Source organism: Streptomyces inhibens (genome assembly GCF_003389455.1).
GTDB classification, from domain to species: Bacteria; Actinomycetota; Actinomycetes; order Streptomycetales; family Streptomycetaceae; genus Streptomyces; species Streptomyces inhibens.
Genome location: NZ_QUAC01000074.1, coordinates 22,117 through 43,146, shown reverse-complemented (window position 1 = coordinate 43,146; position 21,030 = coordinate 22,117). Strand labels below are relative to the sequence as shown.

21 protein-coding genes and 1 riboswitch are annotated in these 21,030 nt (G+C 69.3%); of the genes, 8 read left to right on the top strand and 13 right to left on the bottom strand.

What is annotated here, in order from left to right; genetic code table 11:
- Positions 1 to 1,546: 1,546 nt before the first annotated feature.
- Positions 1,547 to 2,446, bottom strand: a complete 900-nt coding sequence (locus DY245_RS10380; RefSeq protein WP_128505866.1) for a TRADD-N-associated membrane domain-containing protein — start codon at positions 2,444 to 2,446, stop codon at positions 1,547 to 1,549.
- Between the two features lie 710 nt (positions 2,447 to 3,156).
- Between DY245_RS10380 and DY245_RS10375 the strand changes: the two genes are divergently transcribed.
- The 6 genes from DY245_RS10375 to DY245_RS10350 all read left to right on the top strand — a co-directional run bounded on the left by DY245_RS10375 (position 3,157) and on the right by DY245_RS10350 (position 7,077).
- A complete protein-coding gene (locus tag DY245_RS10375) occupies positions 3,157 to 3,555 on the top strand; it encodes an MBL fold metallo-hydrolase (RefSeq protein WP_220377878.1) in 399 nt (132 codons plus the stop codon).
- Between the two features lie 138 nt (positions 3,556 to 3,693).
- Complete coding sequence (locus DY245_RS10370) at positions 3,694 to 4,074, top strand: ArsR/SmtB family transcription factor (RefSeq protein ID WP_128505864.1); 381 nt, start codon at positions 3,694 to 3,696, stop codon at positions 4,072 to 4,074.
- Complete coding sequence (gene arsB, locus DY245_RS10365) at positions 4,071 to 5,195, top strand: ACR3 family arsenite efflux transporter (RefSeq protein WP_128505862.1); 1,125 nt, start codon at positions 4,071 to 4,073, stop codon at positions 5,193 to 5,195. The genes DY245_RS10370 and arsB overlap by 4 nt, the downstream gene beginning before the upstream one ends.
- Positions 5,188 to 5,595, top strand: a complete 408-nt coding sequence (locus DY245_RS10360) for an arsenate reductase ArsC (RefSeq protein WP_128505860.1) — start codon at positions 5,188 to 5,190, stop codon at positions 5,593 to 5,595. The genes arsB and DY245_RS10360 overlap by 8 nt, the downstream gene beginning before the upstream one ends.
- 214 nt (positions 5,596 to 5,809) lie before the next feature.
- Positions 5,810 to 6,361, top strand: coding sequence for a DoxX family protein (locus DY245_RS10355; RefSeq protein ID WP_128505858.1), 552 nt, complete (start codon positions 5,810 to 5,812; stop codon positions 6,359 to 6,361).
- A 215-nt stretch (positions 6,362 to 6,576) separates the two neighbouring features.
- Positions 6,577 to 7,077: a VOC family protein gene (locus DY245_RS10350; protein ID WP_128505856.1), complete on the top strand. Its 501-nt coding sequence runs from the start codon at positions 6,577 to 6,579 to the stop codon at positions 7,075 to 7,077.
- A 168-nt stretch (positions 7,078 to 7,245) separates the two neighbouring features.
- On the opposite strand, the gene nicT is transcribed toward DY245_RS10350, so the two are convergent.
- The 3 genes from nicT to DY245_RS10335 form a co-directional block, all read right to left on the bottom strand.
- The gene (gene nicT, locus DY245_RS10345) at positions 7,246 to 8,391 is read right to left on the bottom strand and encodes a Nickel transporter NicT (protein WP_128505949.1); all 1,146 of its coding nucleotides are present in this window, start codon (positions 8,389 to 8,391) and stop codon (positions 7,246 to 7,248) included.
- Between the two features lie 31 nt (positions 8,392 to 8,422).
- Positions 8,423 to 8,638, bottom strand: a riboswitch (cobalamin riboswitch).
- Positions 8,639 to 8,708: 70 nt separating this feature from the next.
- Positions 8,709 to 9,557, bottom strand: a complete 849-nt coding sequence (locus tag DY245_RS10340) for an alpha/beta fold hydrolase (protein ID WP_128505854.1) — start codon at positions 9,555 to 9,557, stop codon at positions 8,709 to 8,711.
- Between the two features lie 73 nt (positions 9,558 to 9,630).
- On the bottom strand, positions 9,631 to 10,200 hold the full coding sequence (locus tag DY245_RS10335; protein ID WP_128505852.1) for a MarR family winged helix-turn-helix transcriptional regulator: 570 nt from the start codon (positions 10,198 to 10,200) through the stop codon (positions 9,631 to 9,633).
- 119 nt (positions 10,201 to 10,319) lie between these two features.
- On the opposite strand from DY245_RS10335, the gene DY245_RS10330 reads away from it, so the two are divergent.
- Entirely contained in the window at positions 10,320 to 10,685 is a 366-nt protein-coding gene (locus tag DY245_RS10330; protein ID WP_128505850.1) for a hypothetical protein, read from the top strand.
- Positions 10,686 to 10,708: 23 nt separating this feature from the next.
- On the opposite strand, the gene DY245_RS10325 is transcribed toward DY245_RS10330, so the two are convergent.
- Positions 10,709 to 11,365 carry a nucleoside/nucleotide kinase family protein gene (locus DY245_RS10325; protein ID WP_128505848.1) on the bottom strand — a complete coding sequence of 219 codons (657 nt, stop codon included), beginning with the start codon at positions 11,363 to 11,365 and terminating at the stop codon, positions 10,709 to 10,711.
- A 58-nt stretch (positions 11,366 to 11,423) separates the two neighbouring features.
- A complete protein-coding gene (locus DY245_RS10320; RefSeq protein WP_128505846.1) occupies positions 11,424 to 11,882 on the bottom strand; it encodes a cupin domain-containing protein in 459 nt (152 codons plus the stop codon).
- 147 nt (positions 11,883 to 12,029) lie between these two features.
- Between DY245_RS10320 and DY245_RS10315 the strand changes: the two genes are divergently transcribed.
- The gene (locus DY245_RS10315) at positions 12,030 to 12,605 is read left to right on the top strand and encodes a TetR/AcrR family transcriptional regulator (RefSeq protein WP_128505844.1); all 576 of its coding nucleotides are present in this window, start codon (positions 12,030 to 12,032) and stop codon (positions 12,603 to 12,605) included.
- Between the two features lie 126 nt (positions 12,606 to 12,731).
- On the opposite strand, the gene DY245_RS10310 is transcribed toward DY245_RS10315, so the two are convergent.
- From DY245_RS10310 to DY245_RS10280, 7 genes are all read right to left on the bottom strand, one after another.
- Positions 12,732 to 14,018, bottom strand: a complete 1,287-nt coding sequence (locus DY245_RS10310) for a methyltransferase (RefSeq protein ID WP_128505842.1) — start codon at positions 14,016 to 14,018, stop codon at positions 12,732 to 12,734.
- 224 nt (positions 14,019 to 14,242) lie between these two features.
- Positions 14,243 to 14,875 carry a GNAT family N-acetyltransferase gene (locus tag DY245_RS10305; RefSeq protein WP_128505840.1) on the bottom strand — a complete coding sequence of 211 codons (633 nt, stop codon included), beginning with the start codon at positions 14,873 to 14,875 and terminating at the stop codon, positions 14,243 to 14,245.
- A gap of 56 nt (positions 14,876 to 14,931) precedes the next feature.
- The gene (locus tag DY245_RS10300) at positions 14,932 to 15,576 is read right to left on the bottom strand and encodes a DedA family protein (RefSeq protein ID WP_128505838.1); all 645 of its coding nucleotides are present in this window, start codon (positions 15,574 to 15,576) and stop codon (positions 14,932 to 14,934) included.
- A 217-nt stretch (positions 15,577 to 15,793) separates the two neighbouring features.
- Positions 15,794 to 16,258, bottom strand: a complete 465-nt coding sequence (locus DY245_RS10295) for a DoxX family protein (protein WP_128505836.1) — start codon at positions 16,256 to 16,258, stop codon at positions 15,794 to 15,796.
- A gap of 82 nt (positions 16,259 to 16,340) precedes the next feature.
- Positions 16,341 to 18,272, bottom strand: coding sequence for an FAD/NAD(P)-binding protein (locus tag DY245_RS10290; protein ID WP_128505834.1), 1,932 nt, complete (start codon positions 18,270 to 18,272; stop codon positions 16,341 to 16,343).
- Positions 18,273 to 18,478: 206 nt separating this feature from the next.
- Positions 18,479 to 20,200, bottom strand: a complete 1,722-nt coding sequence (locus tag DY245_RS10285) for an alkaline phosphatase D family protein (RefSeq protein WP_128505832.1) — start codon at positions 20,198 to 20,200, stop codon at positions 18,479 to 18,481.
- 140 nt (positions 20,201 to 20,340) lie between these two features.
- Entirely contained in the window at positions 20,341 to 20,985 is a 645-nt protein-coding gene (locus DY245_RS10280; RefSeq protein ID WP_128505830.1) for an HNH endonuclease family protein, read from the bottom strand.
- Positions 20,986 to 21,030: the final 45 nt, after the last annotated feature.

Here is a 21,030-nt window from a genome sequence, read left to right as displayed (position 1 = left end):
AGGGGCGAAAGGCCAGGCCGGGGTGGGGACGGTCGGCTCCACGGCTGAAATGCAGGCTCGCGGGTCGGCGGAAACGGTGAGCGGTTTACGTGACGGACGCGCTGCCGACCAGCCCATCAGTATTGGTTCCGTCGACAAGAGTCGGCTACGGGAGGAGTGTGGACGGCGGGACCGAGCGCTCCGGGCATGCAGGACGGCATGGGTAAGCCGCCGTACCGCCACCGTTACGGATGCGAGCGCGTGCGCGGAACGGGCCCTGGTACGCGGCTGAGGGGGAGCTATCTGCTGCCGCGTTGTGGCTCAGCTCGTCATGGGCGCTCCGCTAGGTCACCCTTCGTCGTGGCAAACGAGGCTGTTCGCGCAGTGAGTCCTTCACCTGAACACGGGGCCAGCTCGTTTCACGATATGCGGGACGTCAGTAGAAGAAAATGACGTCAAGGCGATGGCAAACCATTTTCAGCCATCCTTTGTTGCATGCAGACGCAAGTTTCTATGAATTCCTGCTATTAGCTGCAAGGAGCGTCGTAGCAGGCAGGTGGGTTGATAAAGGTGTTCTTCCCGCCTGCACAGAGGGACATGAGTGCAGGTCGAGGCCCTGATGCCATGGCCGGTTAACCTGTTGCCGCAACTCTCGAAAACTGTCACGCAAAGGCGTTGCATGGAGAGGCCCCAACCCTATCCGAATGCCATCCAAGGCAAATTGTGCATGGGCCACCATTGCCTGAACAGCAAGAAGCCCACCATGCGGCACCGGCTTCCAGGCGAGGCGCGGCATGGTGGGCACGAACCTATGGAGGCTCAATCATGAGTGTTCCCTGTGCCTTGGGCGGTGTGTCAAACCTTGGCTCCCGGCCTTGGGTCGTCGCAGTAATTCTGATCTTGGTGATCACCTGGAGCCCGGTCGCCCAGGTGGCCAACGCCTATGCAAACGCTGTAGCCCTGGCGACTCTGGTCGGTGCCGGCTGCGGTACAGCAGCGAAGTACCGCAACCGCAGCAACCAATAGCCACTGCCGTAACCCTCTAGTGACCCACCGAGCAGCTCAGCACACGACTTCAACCCTCCTGCCGGTAGTTCGCAACGAGGAGGTCACCGTGCTGTGACCCGTGGGCTGCTGTCGAAACCTGTCTTCACTTACTCAAGGCGGCTCGCTCCTGTCTCCGCCCCGCTCCGTCCCCGGCTACGCCGGTCGCGCGGCTAAAGCGAGCCATCTTGGCTGAGGAGGAAACGGCCAGCAGGTGACTGGGGCGGTCGGCTCCACGGCTTTAAGCAGCCACCACGGGGCAAGCCTCGAAGATCGAGGGCCCACATCGGGACGTTGCGGGCAGGTCAAGGTACTGCCCGAGTCGCGGGAAGCTTACGGGCCCCCGATCTCTCGCCCCACGGCAGTTCCCGCCCAAAGCCGCTCCGCCGACCTTGGCTCTCTGCCCTGCATGAGTCAACAACACGAACAGTCAGCCACAGGTGCCATGTGCGCGCTGACCTGCCCAGGCTCCGATCTCTCACGCTGACAAGCCCATTGAGACTTCACCTAGCCACATGCGTCGCTACTTCATAGAGTCAGCTCCGCCACCATCGGGAGATGGAGATTCCACCTTGCCAGCCTGCCCAAATTCCTTTTGATCGAAAGGTGATAGAGCTATCGGAAATTGATCCACCAACTTATTCACAATCATCTCTCTGAGCCTCTTCACCTCCTCAGGGCTTGCCTCGTCTTTACCTATATCAGCCAATCTCTCGGCCATGAGTATTTGACCTGTCCGGAATGGCTCTCCATAGTAATGTCGAAGTTCCTTTGTTGTGTCAGCGTAGGACTTAAAGAAGACACCCGATATGAAGCCGCTCAACAGGGAACCAAGCCCCGCCAGGCCGGCCGTCGTGTAACGAGCGGACGGATCTTGGTGCCTAAAGGAAAGGGCTATCCCTATGATCAGCACACAAAATCCAATCGTTGCCGCTATCTGGGCATTGCGAAAGGCCATGCGTTGCTCATGAACGCTGATGGTGTGATACTCATCGAGCTGGCGGCGATTGATTACGAATAGGTCAGAAAGCTTGATTCGGGCATGATCTCGCAAGCGCTCGACCGCACCCTCTGTCGCTTTCGACTTTTCTCCTTTTGTTCTTTCATAGAATGCACGCCTGGCGGCAGTGTGCCCGAATGCGACAATTATCGTAATTATCACAGCTCCGAGGGTGAGTCCGACCTGAGCGGCCCGCAAAATGGACCTTCCCCAGGTGTTCTGCCTTGTCTGAATTGCGAGAGGCACAAGAACAACTGCCAACCAAAAGGCTGCCCCGGCGTAGGCTAGAAGCCACTTGACAGCCACCCCCTTAGAGCCCCACCACTCCTTAAACTCCTTGCTGTTGCGCCAGGTGTCAGAACTGTCGTCTCCTGCTGTCTTCGAACCCGGATGGTTCATTTTGAGATCGGGGTCGCCCAGCATCGACTACACCTCCTCAGAACTTCATCCTTACCAGCTCATTGTTGGGTATTGTTCGACGGATGCACCGTTATGTTGGTTCATTTGGGTGAATGGATTGCGTCTGCAGGACCGGTAGCCGAACGGCGGGTAGGGCTCGTGTAGGTGCGACAAGCTGCTACGTCATGTGTGGACTCTGTGGACAGGTAGTCACCCAAGGGCTGGCTATGCCATGTGACCGCAGAAACATATGTGATCCCCAAGGCCTCCGGAGCAGTATGCGCCTCAGCCGCTCATAGGGCTCTGACATCCATCGCTGACATCAACGACGGTGGACGACAGCGGTCAGCAGCAGGCCTACTCAGCCTCAGTGCGAGCGCCCGGAAGCCGCGCTGAAGGCGTCCAATCGAACTCCTAAGGCGGTGCTCACGGCATGACGACGGCGGCCTGCATGCGCCCGCGGAGGGGAAGAGTGGTTGTGGGGCCGCTATTTCCTTGCTGCTTTCTGCAGCTGGTCGACTGTGCGTTCAGTCGATAGGCTAATCGTGGTCATACCGTACGGTTCCTGCTCCGAATCATTCAGGGTTTCCTCGCCATCCGGGTCTCGGGAAATGGAAACCTCTAGGTATGGGTCGGTATCGCCGCTAGCGAAGTATTTTCCCTCTTGCCATTTCGGAAGCACCCGCCACGCCGCCGCATAGTCCGCAGCATGCGTCAGACGGCACCTGAGCGGGTTGGGCGAGCGCGTGAACGTGGTCCGCGACGGTGACAGCTTCTCCGTCGCGGGCTTCGAGGTGTCGGCGGCGGGCGACAAGCATCACGTCAGTCACCCGGATGTGTCGCCGGTCGACAACGTCGGGTTCCTGATCGACGGAGAGGTCTTCCACCCGGGCGACGCACTGACTGAAGTCGACGTGCCGACGCTCCTGCTGCCCGGCCAGGCGCCGTGGCTGACGGTGCCCGACATGATCGGCTACGTGCGTCGGATGGCGCCGCGCCGTGCTTATGCCATTCATGACGGGCTCATCAACGAGTGGGGCCTGAGTGTCCTGGACGACGTCCTGGCCATGGAGGCCGAGCGAGCAGGAGCCGACATCCGGCGGCTCCGCCCTGGCGAGAGCGTCGAGCTGTAGAGGACGGCATCCGGCTGGCGGGAGCAAGAGCCGCTTGGCCTTCGGGAGGGGGAGGCTCCGCCAGGGCGCTGAGCGGGGTGTATTGAGGTTCTTTGATGCAAGCTTGCGTCTTGGATCGAAGAACTTCAATATGGGGGCATGTCGAAGCGAGAGTTTGTGGTGGTCGGGCAGGACGGGGCTGATGCCTGCTGTCCGGGGCTGCTCGGTGCGCCGCTGGGTGAGGAGCGGGCCGTTGAGCTGGCGAAGGTGTTCAAGGCTCTGGGGGATCCGGTGCGGCTGCGGTTGTTGTCGATGATCGCGTCGCGGGCCGGGGGTGAGGTCTGCGTGTGTGACCTCACCGCTGCCTTCGAGCTGTCGCAGCCGACCATCTCCCATCACCTCAAGCTCCTGCGGCAGGCCGGTCTCATCGACTGCGAACGTCGCGGGACCTGGGTGTATTACTGGTTGCTGCCGGAGATGATGAACAAGCTCGCCGGGATGCTTGCCCGGCCCGCCGATGCGGTCGAGGTCGTTTCGTGAGCGCGGAGATCGGGACGGCGACGGCAGGGATTGTGGCGACCCGGCTGTCGTTTCTCGACCGGTTTCTCGCGGTGTGGATTCTTCTTGCGATGGTTGCCGGGCTCGGCCTCGGCCGGCTCGTCCCCGGTCTGGGTGGCGCGTTGGCCGAGGTCACGGTCGCCGGTGTCTCGCTGCCGATTGCGCTCGGGCTGCTGGTGATGATGTATCCGGTGCTGGCGAAGGTCCGTTACGACCGGCTCGGCACCGTCGGTCGCGACCGACGCCTGCTGGTCCCGTCGCTGGTCCTGAACTGGATCGTCGGCCCGGCGATCATGTTCGCCCTTGCCTGGATCTTCCTGCCGGATCTGCCGGAGTACCGGACCGGCCTGATCATCGTCGGCCTGGCCCGCTGTATCGCCATGGTCATCATCTGGAACGACCTGGCCTGTGGCGACCGTGAAGCCGCCGCCGTCCTCGTCGCCCTCAACTCGGTGTTCCAGGTGATCGCGTTCTCCGCGCTCGGCTGGTTCTACCTCCAGGTGCTGCCCGGGTGGCTCGGGCTGGAGACGGCCGGCCTTGAGGTGTCCGTAGGGGAGATTGCCCGGTCCGTTCTGATCTTCCTCGGGATTCCGCTGCTGGCAGGGTTTCTGACGCGGCGGGTGGGCGAGAAGGTCAAGGGGCGTAGGTGGTACGAGGCGCGACTGATTCCTCGTATCGGGCCGTTCGCGCTGTATGGGCTGCTGTTCACGATCGTGGTGCTCTTCGCCCTCCAGGGCGAGGCGATCACCGCGCAGCCGTGGGACGTGGCGCGGATCGCGCTGCCGCTGCTGGTGTACTTCGCGGTCATGTGGGCCGGGTCCATGGCGCTCGGCAGGGCCGTGGGGCTGGCGTATCCCCGTGCGACGACACTGGCGTTCACGGCCGCGGGCAATAACTTCGAACTCGCCATAGCGGTCGCCATCGCGACGTTCGGGGCGTCCTCCGGGCAGGCGCTGGCCGGGGTCGTCGGTCCCCTTGTCGAGGTCCCGGTGTTGATCGGGCTGGTCCATGTGGCCCTGGCCGCGCGGCGTTTCTTCCCCGTCACGGCCACCGCCTCAGCTGTCGAAGCTGCTGCCTCCCCGGAAGGTTCCGCCCATGTCTGACATCGCCAGGCCGTCGGTGCTGTTTGTCTGTGTCCACAACGCCGGCCGTTCGCAGATGGCCGCCGCCTACCTCACCCACCTTGCGGGCGGCCGGGTCGAGGTGCGTTCTGCCGGATCCGCTCCGGCCGAGACCGTGAACCCGGCCGTGGTCGAGGCGATGGCGGAGGTCGGTATCGATATCTCCGCCGAGTCGCCGAAGGTGCTCACGGTCGACGCCGTACGGGCATCGGATGTGGTGATCACGATGGGCTGCGGCGATACGTGCCCGGTCTTCCCCGGCAAGAAGTACCTCGACTGGAAGCTCGACGATCCGGCCGGGCAAGGGGTGGGCGCGGTCCGCCCCATCCGTGACGAGATCGAGCGGCGTGTACGCGGGCTGATCGCCGAGTTCGACGTCTGAGCCGGCCGTCGCTTCCGGGCGGTGCTGGGCGGGGATTGTGCGGGGCGGGTTCGAGGTGGAGGCCTCGGGCCCGCCCCGCGCGCTGTTGTCCGTCGTGGGGGTGCTGTGTATCGTCGGAGAGTGACTTGAAGTTTCAAGTAATTCGTTCAGTGGTCTGGTGGGCGGTCCTCGAAGGGGGCGCTGCCGGTCCCCGACATGGGAAAGAGCGCTCCGTATGACGTTCCCGCTCAGCACTCTCGAGTCCTCCCGCGTCGGCGCATCGACGCGCCACGCACCCTCTCTGCACGGCTACGACACCGGGCTGCTCCTGCTGCGGCTCGCGCTCGGGCTGACCATGGCGGCGCACGGCGCCCAGAAGCTGTTCGGCTGGTTCGGCGGTCCGGGGCTGGACGCGACCGGGCAGTTCTTCACGATGAGTGGCTATCCGTCGGGCCGGGCCATGGCCGTCGTCGCCGGTCTCAGCGAGACGCTCGGTGGGCTCGGGCTCGTGGTCGGTCTGCTCACGCCGCTTGCCGGCGCGGCGGTGGTCGGCACGATGATCAACGCACTCGCCGTGAAGTGGGGCGGCGGCTTCTTCGCGCCCAAGGGCGTGGAGTACGAGCTGCTGCTGACCGCCGGCGCGGCCGCCCTGGCGCTGACCGGCCCCGGTCGCTACGCCATCGACCGCGCGCTGCCCGGTCTGCGTGCGCACCGACTGGCCTACGGCGTGGCGGCGTTGCTGCTGGGTGTAGTGATCGCCGGAGGGGTGCTGCTCGTCCGGAAGTGAACCCCGGGGAGCGCCCCGGGAGGTGAGCGCCTCGGCCTGAGGGCGAGAAGTGCGCCACTGCCGGGTCTCCGGCCGCTCGAACTCCGGCCGGAGACCTACTGGGCAGGCCGAGGTGGGCGAAGTAGAGCAGAAGTAGAGCGAAGCAGAGCAGAGGCAGGACGACGAGTGCCGTGGCGCCCGGGCGGTGTCGCGGCGGGAGATCGGGGAACAGTCTTATGGCCGTACGTCGGCTCAATCATGCGGTGCTGTATGTCCGGGATGTGGCGCGGTCCGTCGCCTTTTACACCGAGGCCCTGGGGCTCACGGTGGATGTCGAGATACCGGGACGGGCCGCTTTCCTCAGCGCGCCCGGCTCGCTCAACGATCACGATCTGGGGCTGTTCGCGGTGGGCCCCGACGCGCCGGGGCCGGAGGCCGGGCGGGTCGGGCTCTACCACCTGGCCTGGGAGGTCGGCACACTCGGCGAACTCGCCGCGACCGAGGCGGAGCTCACCGGGCGCGGCTCCTTGGCGGGCGCCAGCGACCACCTTGTCGCCAAGTCCCTGTACGGCAAGGACCCGGACGGCAATGAGTTCGAGGTGATGTGGCGGGTCCCGCGGAAGGACTGGCCGGGCCCGGACCAGGTGAACCGGCTGGGCCCGCTCGATCTCGCGGCGGCTCTGAAGCGCTGGGGGCCGGATCTGGTGACGGGGGCGGCGGCCGGTTCGGCCACGTGAGAGGCGTGGTGCCCGGCTTGGGCAGGTGACGGAGGCGGCGGCCGCGTTGGGCAGGTGACGGGAAGTTCCTGGCCAGGCCGGCCGGGATCCCTGGCCCCCTGGCCCCGGGGCCCCGACGGTGTACGTACGGGGCTCCAGGGGCGCGGGGTGCCCCGGACGCCAGAGGGCTCAGATGGTTGAGGAGGCTGACGTCGGCCGGTCTGCCGAGTCCGTCCGCTCGGCCCGCTGTGCCCAGCGCTTTTCGACGCCGGCCAGGCGCCAGTACGCCAGCGCCGCGGCCCACACCACCACGAACAGGCCGACGATGATGAAGCCGACATTGTCCAGGTCGAGGGCGGAAATCCAGCCGGTCAGTGGGTCGTTGAGGGCGAGTTTGTCGTGCAGTACGGTCACCAGCTCGATGGTGCCGATGAAGAAGGCGACGGCGATCGACAGTCCGGTGATGGTGAGGTTGTAGTAGACCTTGCGCACGGGGTTGGAGAACGCCCACTGGTAGGCGAAGTTCATGAAGGTGCCGTCGAGGGTGTCGAACAGGCTCATGCCTGCGGCGAACAGCAGCGGCAGACACAGCACGGCGTACCAGGGAAGGCCGGCCGCGGCGCCGCTGCCGGCCATCACCATCAGGGTTACTTCGGTGGCGGTGTCGAAGCCGAGTCCGAAGAGGAAGCCGAGCGGGAACATCTGGCCGGGGCGGGAGATCGAGCGGGTGAACCGTCCCAGGAAGCGGTTCATGAAGCCGCGTGAATCGAGGCGCTGTTCCAGCTCGGTCTCGTCGTAGCGGCCGTCGCGCATCCCGCGGAAGACCCGCCAGATCCCGGCCAGTGCGATGAGGTTGAGGGCGGCGATGAGGTAGAGGAACGTTCCGGAGACCGTGGTGCCGATGGTGCCCAGGATTTGGTGGGTACGGGACTGGTCGTTGAGCAGGGTGCCGGCGAGCTGGGCGCCGCCCGCTACCAGGGCGGCCATCACGACGACCACGCTGGAGTGGCCGAGGGCGAACCAGAAGCCCACCGAGACCGGCCGTTTGCCGTCGGCCATCAGCTTGCGGGTGGTGTTGTCGATCGCGGCGATGTGATCGGCGTCGAAGGCATGCCGCATACCGAGGGTGTACGCGGTGATGCCGAGGCCCACGCCGAAGACCTGGTTTCCGACGGAGTAGTGGTTCGGGACCACGAGCAGGAAGAGCACGCCGAAGGCGACGACGTGCAGGCCGGCTATGACGGCCATCAGGCCCGCGGTACGGATGGTGTCCTGCCGGCGCCAGCGGAATGCGGCGGGGGCAGGGGTGTTCGGGGTATCGGTGGACAGGGCCATCCGGCGGTCACGCTCCAGCACCTCGTGGATCAGTTCGTGAGATGCCGTGGCCGGTCTCCTGGCTTACGGGTACACGTGTCCGTCCCCGCCTTCCCGGCCGCGGGGTGCGGTCAGTGGCGCCGTACACGCACCGGGCGCATACGGAAAGGGCTGGAAACTCCCCGATCACAGTGGCGAGGGCCGCTCCGGCCTGGGACCACAAGGTCCGTCACCGGTCTTCCCGAACACCACGGCCCGGCCACTCTAGCGGCCGTCGGGGAGAGGTGGCGTTTGTGGGGGCGTTCCCGCAGGTGAGGGTGGTCGGTGGTGCCGCGAAGTCAGTAGTCCAAGGAGGAGAGAAAGGCGTGCAGTTCATGGTCAAAGAGGGTGGTGTTCTCCAGGTTGACCATATGGCCCGCGCCCGGTATTCGGACTCTTCGGGCGCGGGGCACGGTCAGCGCTATCGCATGGGCGTTGGCGGAGATGTCCGTACTGTCGAGGTCGCCGTCGAACACGACCGTCGGCACCCGGATCTCGCCCAGGCGGTCGGCGGCGCCGACTTCCAGAGGCATACCGGCGCCCACTCCATCGGCGTGCACCTCCACATTGGCCTCGGCCGATGCGCGCATCCGCTCGCGGAATCCCGGGTGCACGGCGGACGGTTCGCGATGCGGCCCGTCCACCCACATCCGCAGGAAGTGCTCGACATACCGCTCCGCGCCGTCCGGTGCGCCGATGGCTGCCACCTGCTCCCTGATGTGTGCCAGGACGAAGGGATCGGTGAAGGCGCGGCCGCTGACCCCGGGGGAGGCGAGCGCAAGGGCCGTCACCCGGTCCGGGTGGGCCATGGCGGCGTCCAGCGCGACCCGCGCACCGTGGGAGAGGCCGACGAGGACGGCGCTGGGGACATCGAGCGCGTCGAGCAACGCGCACAGGTCGTCATGGTTGGCGTAGTCCCCGGTCACGGTGGAGGACAGGCCATGGCCGCGGGAGTCGTAGCGGATCGCGCGCAGGCCGGAGTTCACCAGCCAGGCGAACTGCTCGTCCCACATGTGCTGGTCGAGCATGCCGCCGTGCAGCAGCACCACCGCGGGGCCCGCGCCGGCCGTCTCGTAGAACAGCTCGCCGTCGTCGACCGGCACGATCCCGTTGTCGATCTCGGACCAGGCGGTGATTGGTCGGGTCATTCTCCGGGCCGTCCTTTGCGTGCCAGATGCGGTGGGGTGGGTGGGTTGTCATCGGCTGAGTTGCCGTTACTGCTTACTGCTTACTGCCGCTAATGCCGCGACTGTCGTAACTGCCCTGACTGCCCTGACTGCCCTGACTGTCGGCTTCCTCCCGTGGAACGCGTGAGCCGTTCGCCAGGTGCCGGAATTCCTCGCCGATCCGGTCGAGTACATGCAGTGCGGTGCGGATGTCCTCGGCGGGCAGATCGGCCAGCCGCTGCCGCAGCTCCGTCGCCTCGAACTCCTGGATCCCGCGTATCACCTCCGTGCCTTCGGTGGTGAGCTGGATCAGGGACGAGCGGCGGTGTGCGGGATTCGGTGCCGTCACGACCAGGCCCAGCTCCGCGGCGTGGTTCACCCAGCGCTGCACCGGCTGTCGGTCGAGCCCCATCGAGCGCGCCAACTGCGGCACGGTCCGGGGGCCTTCGGTGCGCAGGGCGTCCAGCAGTGCGTGTTCACCGGCGGTCATGCCCGTGCCCGTCAGCTCACGCTCCACCGCGCGCACGACCGTGCGGTGCAGCGGCCACAGGCGTCGGATGACGCCGTACAGCAAGTCTTCGGGCGGCGTCGGTCCCCCGTCACCCTCCACCTCAACGACACTCATAATGTCATGATGACATCGGTGATGTCGTTTGGGAAGGGTGCGATGACGGAAAGGAGTTGATGAGGCGGCGGGCATGCCGAGACCCGCGCGATTGATCGGCGAGAAAGGCGGGACGGCGGATGAAAGTGGGTCTGTTGCGTGCGGTCGGGGTGGCCACTGCTGTGTACGGGGTGGCGGTGACGGCGGTGCCCGATCTGCTGGCGCGGCCCTCGGGGCTGGTCGATGACGAGGGGCGGATCGCGCGGGCGACCCGGACCTCGCTGCGCCCGCTGGCCTGGCGGGACGCGGCGAGCGGGCTGGCGATGGCGCTGGCTCCCCGGGGGCCGGCGCTGCGCACCGCCGCGTATGTACGGATCGCGGCGGACTTCGGGGACGCCGTACTGCTCGGTGCGACGCTGCCGGGCCGGGACCGGAAGCTGAAGGCGGCGGCGGTGTCCGTGGGGTGGGGTGCGCTGTCGGTGGCCGGTCTGCTCGCCGGCAGGTAGGGGCGACGGAGCAGGGGAGGGGGCTATTCGCCCGGTGGAGGCGGGGCTTCTTCGGGCGTAAAGGTGATGACGAGGTCGGCGCGGTCGCGAGTGGCCGCCACGACACGGGCGTTGGCCTCGTCCGAGGCGTGCACGAACCGCTCGGCGTCGGCGCGCGGGCGCCCGAAGCGCTCATGGCGGTCGACCAGCCGCCGGATCCGCTCCGCGGCGTCCAGCTCCACGTACCAGACCTCGTCGAGCAGGGTGCGGATCCGCGACCAGGGAGGGGAGCCGAGGAGGAGGTAATTGCCCTCGGTGACGATGAGCGGGACATGCGGTGCCACGGGGATGCTGCCGGCGACCGGTTCCTCGATACGGCGGTCGAAGGCCGGGGCGTAAACGGCGGTGTCCGGCTCCGGGGAGCGCAGGCGCGCCAGCAACGCCGCGTATCCGGCGGGGTCGAAGGTGTCCGGCGCGCCCTTGCGGTCCGTACGGCCGAGGCGGTGCAACTCCGCCTCGGCGAGATGGAAACCGTCCATCGGGACGAGCGCCGCCTGTCCGGCCAGCTCGGCCACGAGGTGGGCGGCGAGGGTGGACTTGCCGGCGCCGGGCGGTCCGGTGATGCCGAGCAGCCGGCGCCGGGCGGGAGTCGCGGAGGCGGCGAGCCGACGGGCGCGGGAGAGGAGGTGCCGGGGATCCATGGTGCGTCCATCGTGCCCGATCGGCGGGTTGCCCGGTACGGCCCGGGGCCCCCGCGGCTCAGTCGTGGTACTCCATGCCGTATTTCGCGCCGATCTCGTTGAGACGGCCGAGGTCGGGGTGGCCGCCCTTCATGACGACCGGTCCGGCCTCGAACATGTCCTCCACGAACTGCTCCCAGCCGCCCGGCGAGGAGATCTGCAGACAGCGGGCGGGCGGCTGCGAGGCGTTGCGCAGGGCGTGCGGGACGCCGTGCGGCAGCAGGGTGCACATGCCGGGGGTGAGGCGGTAGGTCGCGCCGTCGAAGTCGACCTCCATCTCGCCTTCGAGGACGTAGACGAATTCATCGGCCTCGTGGTGGATGTGCGGCGGGATGTCGACATCGAGCTGGTTCTCCAGGATGGCGAGCCGGCCCTCGGTGTCGGTGGTACGGGCCTTGACGGCGAAGCCGGGCGGCAGGGGGACGCGTCCCGGTCGCCGTTCGCCGGGCTGCAGGACGTGGAAGCGCTCCTTGGACATGGTGATCGCCGGTCCTCTCTCCGGGGTCCTCCGGATCTTGTGCGGATCCGCCGTGGATGCACGCCGGATCCGCTGCACGTCTGTGCGCGCGATATGTGGAATCGGAATCCGATTCCGTTTAATGAGCGTAGCAGTAGCATCGGCGATGTGGCACCCTCTTCGACCTCCCCCACCCCTCACCGCAGGCCGCGCGCCGACGCCGAGCGCAACCGCACCCGTGTGCTGGACGCCGCGCGGGAGGTGTTCCGTGCGCGCGGCGACGAGGCGCAGATGCCCGAGGTCGCCCGCGCGGCGGGGGTGGGCATCGGGACGGTCTACCGGCACTTCCCCAGCCGGGCCGCCCTGATAGCCGCCGTGGGCGAGCAACGCCAGGCGGAGATCGTGGAGTTCGGCCGTACCCGTTGTCTGCCGAGTGCGGCGGCCGCCGACGGGCTGGCCGCCTATATCGAGCACATCGGCGAGGTGCTCAGCGCCGAGCGCGGGCTGTCGGCGTCGATCGAGGCGGCGTTCGGCTCCACCGAGCCGACCGGGGAGGGGCGGGCCCGGGCCGAGACGGTCGCGGGTCAACTGCTCGCCCGCGCCAAGGAGGAGGGCACGGTGCGCCCGGACGTCGAGGTCGGCGATGTGGTGATGATCGTGTGCGGGCTGGCGGCGGTGATCCGTAACAACGCCGGGGACTGGCGGCGTTACGTACGCAATGCGTGTGCGGGGCTGCGGCCTTAGGGCGTGCCGTTCGGATCAGCCCGGGCCGGCGACCCAATGACACGCCGGCGACCCAAAGACGCGCCGGCGCCCCAAAGGCACGCCTTCGGACAAAAGGCACGCCTTGAGGTCGCGGCTTCAGGGCTTTCAGTCGGAGCGGGACGCGTCCTGGTGCGGGTCGGGCTCACCATCGCGTGCGGCGCCCAGGCGCCACAGGGACGTGACCTCGGCCGCGCGGGCCACATGGAGCGGGTCGGAGGTGTCACGGGCGCGCGGATGGCGCGGGGTGATGTCGAGTCGGTCCAGGACCGTGAGGCCGGCCTTGGCGAACGCATCGAGGAGTTCGGCGTGCGGGCGCAGGCCGAGGTGTTCCGCCAGGTCGGAGAGGATCAGCCAGCCCTCGCCGTCCGTGGTCAGATGGTCCGCGAGGCCGTCCAGGAAGCCGTGCAGCATGCGGTTGCCCGGGTCGTAGACCGCGTGTTCCACGGGGGAGGTCGGTTTGGCGGGCACCCACGGGGGGTTGCAGACGACCAGTGGGGCGCGGCCGGCCGGGAACAGATCGGCCTCGACCACCTCCACCTGCCCGGCGACGCCCAGCCGTTCGGTGTTCTCCCGGGCGCAGGCCAGCGCGCGAGGGTCCTGGTCGGTGGCCACGACCCTGCGGACGCCGCGCCGGGCGAGCACCGAGGCCAGTACGCCGGTACCGGTGCCGATGTCGAACGCCAGCTCCTGGGAGGGCAGCGGTGCCTCGGCGACCAGGTCGACATATTCGCCGCGGGCCGGCGAGAAGACGCCGTAGTGCGGATGGATCCGGTCGCCGCCGAGCGCCGGGATCTCCACGCCCTTCCTGCGCCATTCGTTGGCGCCGATGAGGCCGAGGAGCTCACGCAGGGAGACGAGGGAGGCCGTGGGGTCCGAGGGGGCGGTGGGGTCCGAGGGGGCGGTGGGGTCCGGGGACAGCGTCGGGTCCGAGGCGGCGAGGTCCGAGCCCTCGGTGGCGCCGGATGCCGTCCCGGGGGTGGGCTCCCCGGGGCCGTACGCCCTGGTGCAGGCCTCGCGGACGTCAGGGGCGCGGTGCAGCGGGACCGCGTAGGTCGCGTCGAGGGGGATCAACAGCATGCCCAGGATGCGGGCGCGCTGGTTCTGCGCGGCGCGGTGCAGATGGAACGCCTGGGTGACATCGGCGGGCGGCGCCTTGCGGGGGCGGCGGTCGATGCGGCGGGCCAGCGCGGTCAGCAGCTGGCGGGCGTTGTGGAAATCGCCGCGCCACAGCAGCGCGGTGCCCTCGCAGGCGAGTTTGTACGCCTCGTCGGCCTTCGTCCGGTCGTCGGCGATGACGATACGACGGGGCGGCGGGGAGCCGTTTTCGGAGCGCCAACGGGCGGAACGGGGCCGGTCGGCCTCGGTCCATTCGACGACCGGTGGTGCGTTCACCGAAATGTGCCTCGCGTGTGTGGTTCGGACCCCTCCCATGGGGCCGCCCTGATGCGGCGCCGGTCCGGCGCCGGGGGAGCGGCGGGCGCTCGCAGGGGGCGGTGGGACGGGAGTGGTGTGACGGTCGACTTTACTCCGTATCGGGATCGCACCTGGTCCGCACCGGGGCGGGAGCAGGACGGCCCGGCTCGGTGGCGCCGCGGAGGGGCGGCGCCGGGCCGAGGTCAGTCGATGCCGAACGCCCCCGCGTAGCGCACCGTGCCGCGCGGGGGTATGGAGCCGTCCAGGGACAGCGCCATGAAGGCCTCGTCGGGCCAGGGCTGCGGAGGCAGGATGCCGAACCGGCCGGCGGCCGGTGCGAACCCGAAGCGTGGGTAATACAGGGGATGGCCGAGCACGATCGCGGTCCGCTCGCCGGCCGCCCGGGCGGCCTCCAGGAGCGCCCGGATCACCGCACCGCCCGCACCGTGCTTCTGGTACTCGGGCAGCACCGCGCACGGGGCGAGCGCGACGGCCGGGGCATCGTCGATATGACAGCGCGTCAGCAGGGCATGAGCGGCCGGGGTGCCGTCCGGCGCGTCGGCGACGTAGGAGAGTCCGGGCAGCCAGGCGGACGGGTCGCGGCGCAGGGCATCGACGAGATCCGCCTCTTCGGCCGTCCCGAAGGCGCCGAGGTTGACCCGGCGGACGGCCGGTATGTCGTCGGTGGTCTCGGGGCGCGGATGCCAGCTGCGGATGCTGACGGCAGGGGCTGCCGGGGTGTTGCCGCCGGCGTCGTTCGAGGCGTCGTTCGAGGCGTTGTTCGCGGCGTCGTTGTGCGGGTCGTTCGAGGCGTCGGTGTCGTTCGTACCGCTCATGTTCTTCATCGTCGCACCGGGGTCTGACAACCGGCCAGGAGTTTTCCGCCGTGCGGTCAGTGCGCGGTGCCGCGGTCCGGACGGCGCATCAGGAAGGCCGCGGCCGATCCGGCGGCGAAGAGGGCGACGACGGAGAGCGCGGGGCTCACCCAGGACATGCCGAGCCAGTGGCCGCCGAAGTAGCCGAGGCTCACGCTGTAGGCGGCCCAGGCAAGGCCGGCCAGGGCGGACCAGGGGAGGAACTCGCGGACCGTACGGTGTGCGACGCCGGCGCCCAGGCTGACCACGGACCGCCCGGCGGGTGCGAAGCGGGCCAGAACGACGATGCCGCCACCGCCTCGCGTCAGCGCCGTGCCGAGCCTTTTCTGCGCCGCCGTCAGCCGACGGGAGCGGCCGATGGTCCGGTCGAAGCGGTCGCCGCCGCGCCAGGCGAGCCGGTAGGCGACCATGTCGCCGAGCACCGAGGCGGTGGCCGCGCAGAGCACCAGGGAGAACATCTGGGCCAGAGGGGCGCCACCGTGGACGGACGAGGCGACATCGACGCCGCCGACCGCGGTGCTGGTACCGGCGGCCGTGGTGGCCGCGGCGATCACCAGGACCCCGCTGGGCAGGATCGGTACGAACACATCGAGAACGATCGAGAGGCTGACGATCACATAGACCCAAGGGGTGCCGCTGAGGGACCCCAGGCTTTCCAACAACGTCCTACTCCCGGTCCGAACCCCGCCGCGACGTCGCTCGGTGCGGCAGGGGCGGCTCTACAGCCATACAGCGTACGCCTGGCTTCTGTGGCCGGGAGGCGTGGGGTGGACTGTGTTGGAAGTGTCACCGCGCCCGTGGACGCGGCACGGCCCGTACGGCGGAGATGCCGTACGGGCCGTGTGGAAAGCACCGGGACGAGGTCCCGCCGTCCGCGGATCAGGCGGCGGAAGGCTCCTGCTGGGCGGCTGGGGTCGCCGTCCGCTCGCGCTCGCCGAAGAAGACGCGGTCGAGCGCCCAGGCGCCGGGGCCGATGAAGAAGATCAGCAGGAAGGCCCAGCAGAACATCGCGGACGCCTCGCCGCCGTTCTGTATCGGCCACAGCGCCGTGCCCTGGTGGGCGGAGAAGTACGCGTAGGCCATCGAGCCGGAGCTGATGAACGCCGCGGCGCGGGTGCCCAGGCCGAGCATCACGAGGATGCCGCCGGCCAGCTGGATCACGGCGGCGAACCAGCCGGGCCAGGCGCCGGTGGGGACGGTGCCGCCCTGGCCCATCGCGCCACCGAGGACGCCGAAGAGCGAGGACGCCCCGTGGCAGGCGAAGAGCAGCCCGACGACGACGCGGAAGAGCGCGAGCACGTGCGGGGTGGCTCTCTGGGTGAACGAGTTCAACGGTGCGGACATGTGGGGGACTCCTACGGCTTCTGGGGACGAAGAGGTAACCGTGGAGGCACAGGTTAGGGGCGCCTAACCAGTACTTGCAAGTTCAATCGTTGGTCAAATGGGACCTTTGGTCCGAACCAGCCGCGCCCGCGCCCTCGACGGCCTCCTCGACCGCGGCCCGCAGCGCCGCCCGCGCCACCGCATCGGTGTCGGCCAGCGTGACCGACCCCACCCCGGGCCGCGCCCCCGCCGCCGTCACCCAGTGCACGCCCTCCGTAGGAACCCCCACCGCGAAACGCCGCGGATGGTGCCTGCCGTCCGCCTCCACAAGGTGGTACGGACTGGGCGACACATCGAGCCCGCCGGTCTCGTAGCCGTCCGCGAGGTGCGGCCGGCAGCCGCCGTCGGCCAGCAGCCGCGACAGCAGCTCGTCCGCGGTACGCCGTAGATCCGGCTCCGGCAGCCGCGCCTCGATCAGCGCCGTCGCCGTCACCTCGGACCCCGGAACGTCCGGCGAGTACGCCGTGAAACCGGGCCCGCGGCCGTCATCGGCGCCGAGCCGGACCGTCATACGGGGGCCGACCACCTCCAGCACCCCCGCCTCGATCAGCGCCGCCATCTCCGCTATCCGGCGCCGCGGCGGCCCGATGGACAGAAAGGCGTTGAGCGGGGTGTACCAGCGGTCCAGATGGTCGCGGCGGGACGCGCCGGCCAGTCCGCCGTGGTCGACGATCTGCCGCAGCTCGTTGCGCAGATCCCGCAGCACATCGAGGGCCGCCTTGACCGGACCGGACACATTGCCCTGCCGGGCGTGGGCGACGTCCGTGCGCAGATGGTCCAGCAGCCACTCGCGGAACGCGGCCCGGTCGGCGAACGACCGCTCCGCGTGCGGCCGGGAGACCCGGTCCCAGTCCCAGCGCTCGGCGGGCGCGATACCGAAGGCGTCCAGGGCGGCGGCCTCTTCGGGGCTGCGGTGCGCGCTGCCCAGGAAGCGGTCGCGGAACCGGTCGCCGCCCTCCCCCCGCCGCACCAGCAGCGCCTCGTAATAGACCGTCTCCACCTCCTTGGCGACCAGGGGCCAGACCTCCGCCAGGAAGTCGGGGAGTTCGCCGGAGTCGGCGCGCTTGCGGAAGCCGGCGATCACGTCCGGCGTGAGCAGCAGCGGCAGATGACGGCCGTGCGCGCCCTTCGCGTTGTCGCCGCGCGCGTGGTACGGGATGCCGCGCCGGGACCCGGCGAACAGCCGGGGTTCGCGGCCGGACGGCAGATACGTCAGCGCGCCGTCCCCGCCCGGTACGAACCGGCCGCCGCGGGCCGTTGTCAGCAGCGCCATGTGATCGAAGAAGTTGAGGCCGAGACCGCGCAGCAGCACCGGCCGCCCGGGTGCCAGCGCCTCCAAAGAGGCGGAGAGATCGGCGGGGTTGGCGGGCGGCAGATAGCACAGCCCGTGCCCGGCGGCGTAGTCGGCCGAGCGCCGCTGCTCGCGGTTCAAAGCGGTCGGCAGATGGCCCTGCGCGAGGACCACCGCCCCCAGGCCGTGCAACGTCCGGCCGTCGTCCAGGGTGAGCGACTGGGTGCCGCCGGGGGCCTCGGTCAGCCGCACCGCGCGGGCCGTGTGCGCCACGACGGTCACGTCCTCGGGGGCGGTGCGCACCGTGTGGCGGAACACCCACTCCAGATAGCGGCCGTACAGCGCGCGCCCCGGATAGTCGTCCGGTCCGACCTCGCACCCCTGCCAGGCGTACAGGCTCGGCCCGGTGCGTATCGGGCCCGCGCACTCCACGCTGTCGTCGGTGAACAGCGTGACCTGCGACGCCACGGTGTTCATCAGCAGCTCGGGCGGCTGGGCGGTGCGCCACACCTGGCCGGCGCCGGGCGGGGCGGGATCGATGACATGGACGGTCAGCCGGGCGCCCGGGGCCAGTTCGGCGGCCGAGGCGCAGATCCGCTCCAGCACACTCGTCCCGCGCGGCCCCGCGCCGACGATGGCGATGGCGGGCCGGGGGTGGCGGTCGGCGATGTGGTCGGCTGCCAAGAGGGGCTCTCCCTGGGGCGGCGGACGGCCGGCGCGCGGGCGCGGGCCGCCCGAGAGTGCGGGCGACGAGCAAATGTGCGCCCCATCATCACCGCAGGCCCCCGTGGTGCAGCACCCGGGTAGGCAAAGAAATCCGCCGGATCCGCAGGTCGGCCGCCTGTACGCCGGTGGCCGGCCGCGCGGTTACGGATGCGGAATCGCCCGCATCATCCGCTCTTCGGCCGGTCGGTTCCGGGGGCGGAAACGTCCGCATCAGCGGTTTCCCCGGCAACCCGCGCACCGGCCGCCGCATCCCGCCAGACCGTGACGAGCCGGACGTCTCCCTGCTTCTCCCGGCGGGCCTGATCCAGGGCGATCCGCGCCGTACGGCCCACCAGCGTCAGCGTCATCAGCTGATTGCCGAACCAAGGGCCGCCCGTGCGCCGCCACTTCACGGGCGGCCGGGTCAGCCGCCCGTGCCGGGCCAGCAGCTTGCCCAGCCACCGGCCGGACCGGCTCCAGCCGAAGCGGAAACCGGCCTGCAGCGAGCCGGGGATGCTGTTGTGGACGGGGGAGCAGGTCAGCTGCAGCACCCGGCTCGTGGGCTCCTGGCCGGCGCCGCGCCAGTGCGGCTCCGCCACGTAGGCATGGTGCACGTCCCCGGACAGCACACAGACCGTGGCCGGGGCGTTTGCGCCGGAGCCGGCCTCGGCGATCAGCTCGGTGAGCGCGGTGAACGAATCGGGGAAGGCCGCCCAGTGCTCCAAATCGGCGCGCTGGCGCAGGAACTCGCTTCTACGGGCCCAGCGGGGGCCGCGTTCGCCGCCGCACAGCGCGGCGTTCCAGCCCTCCGCCGCATGGATGAGATGCGGCAGCAGCCACGGCAGCGAACTGCCGAGCAGCAGGTGGTCGTAGCTGCCGCGCCCCTCCAGCACCGCCTGCCGCAGCCATTCACCCTCGCTCTTGTCGAGCATCGCGCGGTTGCCCTCGTCCAGGACACGGGTGGCGCGGGTGTCGATCATGACCAGGCGCACCCGGCCGAAGTCGCGGCGGTAGCTCCAGCGCGCACACGCCGGATCGGCGTTCGCGTCGGCCGCGAACTCCCGCACCAGGTCCGTGCCGTCGGGCACCGCCCGCACCTGGGCGTACAGCTCGTCGACGGCCAGCTCGGCGGGCGAGAGATTGCCCAGATGCTGATGCACCCAGTACGACATCAGGCCGCCCAGTATCCGCTCGCGCCACCAGGTGGTGGCCCGCATCCGGGCCAGCCAGGCCGCCGAGGTGTTCCAGTCGTCGATCACATCGTGGTCGTCGAAGATCATGCAGCTGGGGACCGTGGACAGCAGCCACCGGACCTCCGGGTCGGTCCAGGACTCGTAGTAGAGGTGGGTGTATTCCTCGTAGTCGGCGACCTGCTTCCACGGGGGCTCGGTGAGGTCGCGGCGGGCGGCCAGCGCCCGGGCGGTCGCCTCGGAGGTCTGGTCGGCGTAGACCTGGTCGCCCAACAGCAGCAGTACGTCCGGACGTTCGCGGTCCGGATCGGCGGCCAGAGTGGCGGCGAGGGTGTCCAGCGCGTCCGGGCCGACCGGGTCGTGGGCGGCCTTCGAGGGCGTCGCGGACCAGCGGCAGGAGCCGAAGGCGAGGCGCAGCGGCTCCTCCCCGGAGGCCGGGAGGGTGCGGATCGTGCTCTGTGGGAAGTGACTGTCGGGCAGCGGCCAGACCTGCTGCTCGTCCAGCAGCACCTGGTAGGGCGTCGCGCTGCCGGGCGTCAGACCGGTCACCGGGACCAGCGCGTAGTGGTGCCCGGCCACCTGCCAGGTGCGCTCGGCGCCGCCCGCCCCGCCCTCGCAGCGGATCCGTACCTCGCACGGCCGGTCGGTCTCCACCCACACCGTCGCGCTGTCCGCGTCGACATACCGCAGCAGCGGTCCCAAGCGCAGTCCGGCCATCGGTGTCCTCCCCTTGTCGTGGTCAGAGGATAGGAGCAGAGGCGGCGCGGCGGGTGGCCGGGACGGCGGCGCGCCCGCCGGCCGGTGGTTTCCGGTCGACGGGCGCGCAGGATCGGTTCACCTGAGGGGCGCGGGTGCGGTCAGCAGCCGTCCAGGATCTTCTTCAGGGCGGCCTTCTCCGCGGAGTCCGCGGTCATGCCGTACTCGTGCTTCACCCACACCCACATCCGGGCGTACTCGCAGTGGTACGACGCCTTCGACGGCAGCCACTTCGCCGGGTCCTTGTCGCCCTTGGCCTGGTTGACGTTGTCGGTGACAGCTATCAGCTGGGAGTGCGTCAGGTCGTTGGCGAGCTCCTGACGCTTCGCGGTGGTCCACTGCGCGGCGCCCGACTTCCACGCCTCCGACAGCGGTACGACATGGTCGATGTCCAGGTCGGAGGCCTGGGTCCAGGTCGCGCCGTCGTACGCGGAGACCCAGGTGCCGCTGACCGCCGCACAGCTGCCGTCCTGCTGCACGTTGGTGCCGTCACGCTTGAGCACCACCTCGCGGGTGTTGCAGTTGTTCCCCTGGTCGATCCAGTGCGGGAACTTGTCGCGGCTGTAGCCGTCCTGCGGGCCCTCGGGCTGCTCCTTGATCTCGGTGAGGTACGTCCGTGCGGTGGCCGCGCTGGGCGGGCTGGGCGGCGCTGCCTGGGCGGTCTGGCCGCTCAGCATCAGCGTGCAGACCAGGGCCGCGGCCGAACCCGCGGCGATGGAAACTCGACGCGCGTAGACCTTTGCCATCGAAACTCCCTTGGAGTGGGGGGAAGTTGCCGTGCGGTGCGCGCC

What these genes read in the sequence shown, in the direction of transcription:
- DY245_RS10320 (WP_128505846.1), bottom strand. Translation starts at nt 11,882, where the DNA reads ATGTCCAAGGAGCGCTTCCACGTCCTGCAGCCCGGCGAACGGCGACCG.
- DY245_RS10330 (WP_128505850.1), top strand. Translation starts at nt 10,320, where the DNA reads ATGAAAGTGGGTCTGTTGCGTGCGGTCGGGGTGGCCACTGCTGTGTAC.
- DY245_RS10285 (WP_128505832.1), bottom strand. Translation starts at nt 20,200, where the DNA reads ATGGCCGGACTGCGCTTGGGACCGCTGCTGCGGTATGTCGACGCGGAC.
- DY245_RS10305 (WP_128505840.1), bottom strand. Translation starts at nt 14,875, where the DNA reads ATGAGCGGTACGAACGACACCGACGCCTCGAACGACCCGCACAACGAC.
- DY245_RS10280 (WP_128505830.1), bottom strand. Translation starts at nt 20,985, where the DNA reads ATGGCAAAGGTCTACGCGCGTCGAGTTTCCATCGCCGCGGGTTCGGCC.
- DY245_RS10350 (WP_128505856.1), top strand. Translation starts at nt 6,577, where the DNA reads ATGGCCGTACGTCGGCTCAATCATGCGGTGCTGTATGTCCGGGATGTG.
- DY245_RS10355 (WP_128505858.1), top strand. Translation starts at nt 5,810, where the DNA reads ATGACGTTCCCGCTCAGCACTCTCGAGTCCTCCCGCGTCGGCGCATCG.
- DY245_RS10325 (WP_128505848.1), bottom strand. Translation starts at nt 11,365, where the DNA reads ATGGATCCCCGGCACCTCCTCTCCCGCGCCCGTCGGCTCGCCGCCTCC.
- DY245_RS10360 (WP_128505860.1), top strand. Translation starts at nt 5,188, where the DNA reads ATGTCTGACATCGCCAGGCCGTCGGTGCTGTTTGTCTGTGTCCACAAC.
- DY245_RS10370 (WP_128505864.1), top strand. Translation starts at nt 3,694, where the DNA reads ATGTCGAAGCGAGAGTTTGTGGTGGTCGGGCAGGACGGGGCTGATGCC.
- nicT (WP_128505949.1), bottom strand. Translation starts at nt 8,391, where the DNA reads ATGGCCCTGTCCACCGATACCCCGAACACCCCTGCCCCCGCCGCATTC.
- DY245_RS10380 (WP_128505866.1), bottom strand. Translation starts at nt 2,446, where the DNA reads ATGCTGGGCGACCCCGATCTCAAAATGAACCATCCGGGTTCGAAGACA.
- DY245_RS10335 (WP_128505852.1), bottom strand. Translation starts at nt 10,200, where the DNA reads ATGAGTGTCGTTGAGGTGGAGGGTGACGGGGGACCGACGCCGCCCGAA.
- DY245_RS10295 (WP_128505836.1), bottom strand. Translation starts at nt 16,258, where the DNA reads ATGTCCGCACCGTTGAACTCGTTCACCCAGAGAGCCACCCCGCACGTG.
- DY245_RS10340 (WP_128505854.1), bottom strand. Translation starts at nt 9,557, where the DNA reads ATGACCCGACCAATCACCGCCTGGTCCGAGATCGACAACGGGATCGTG.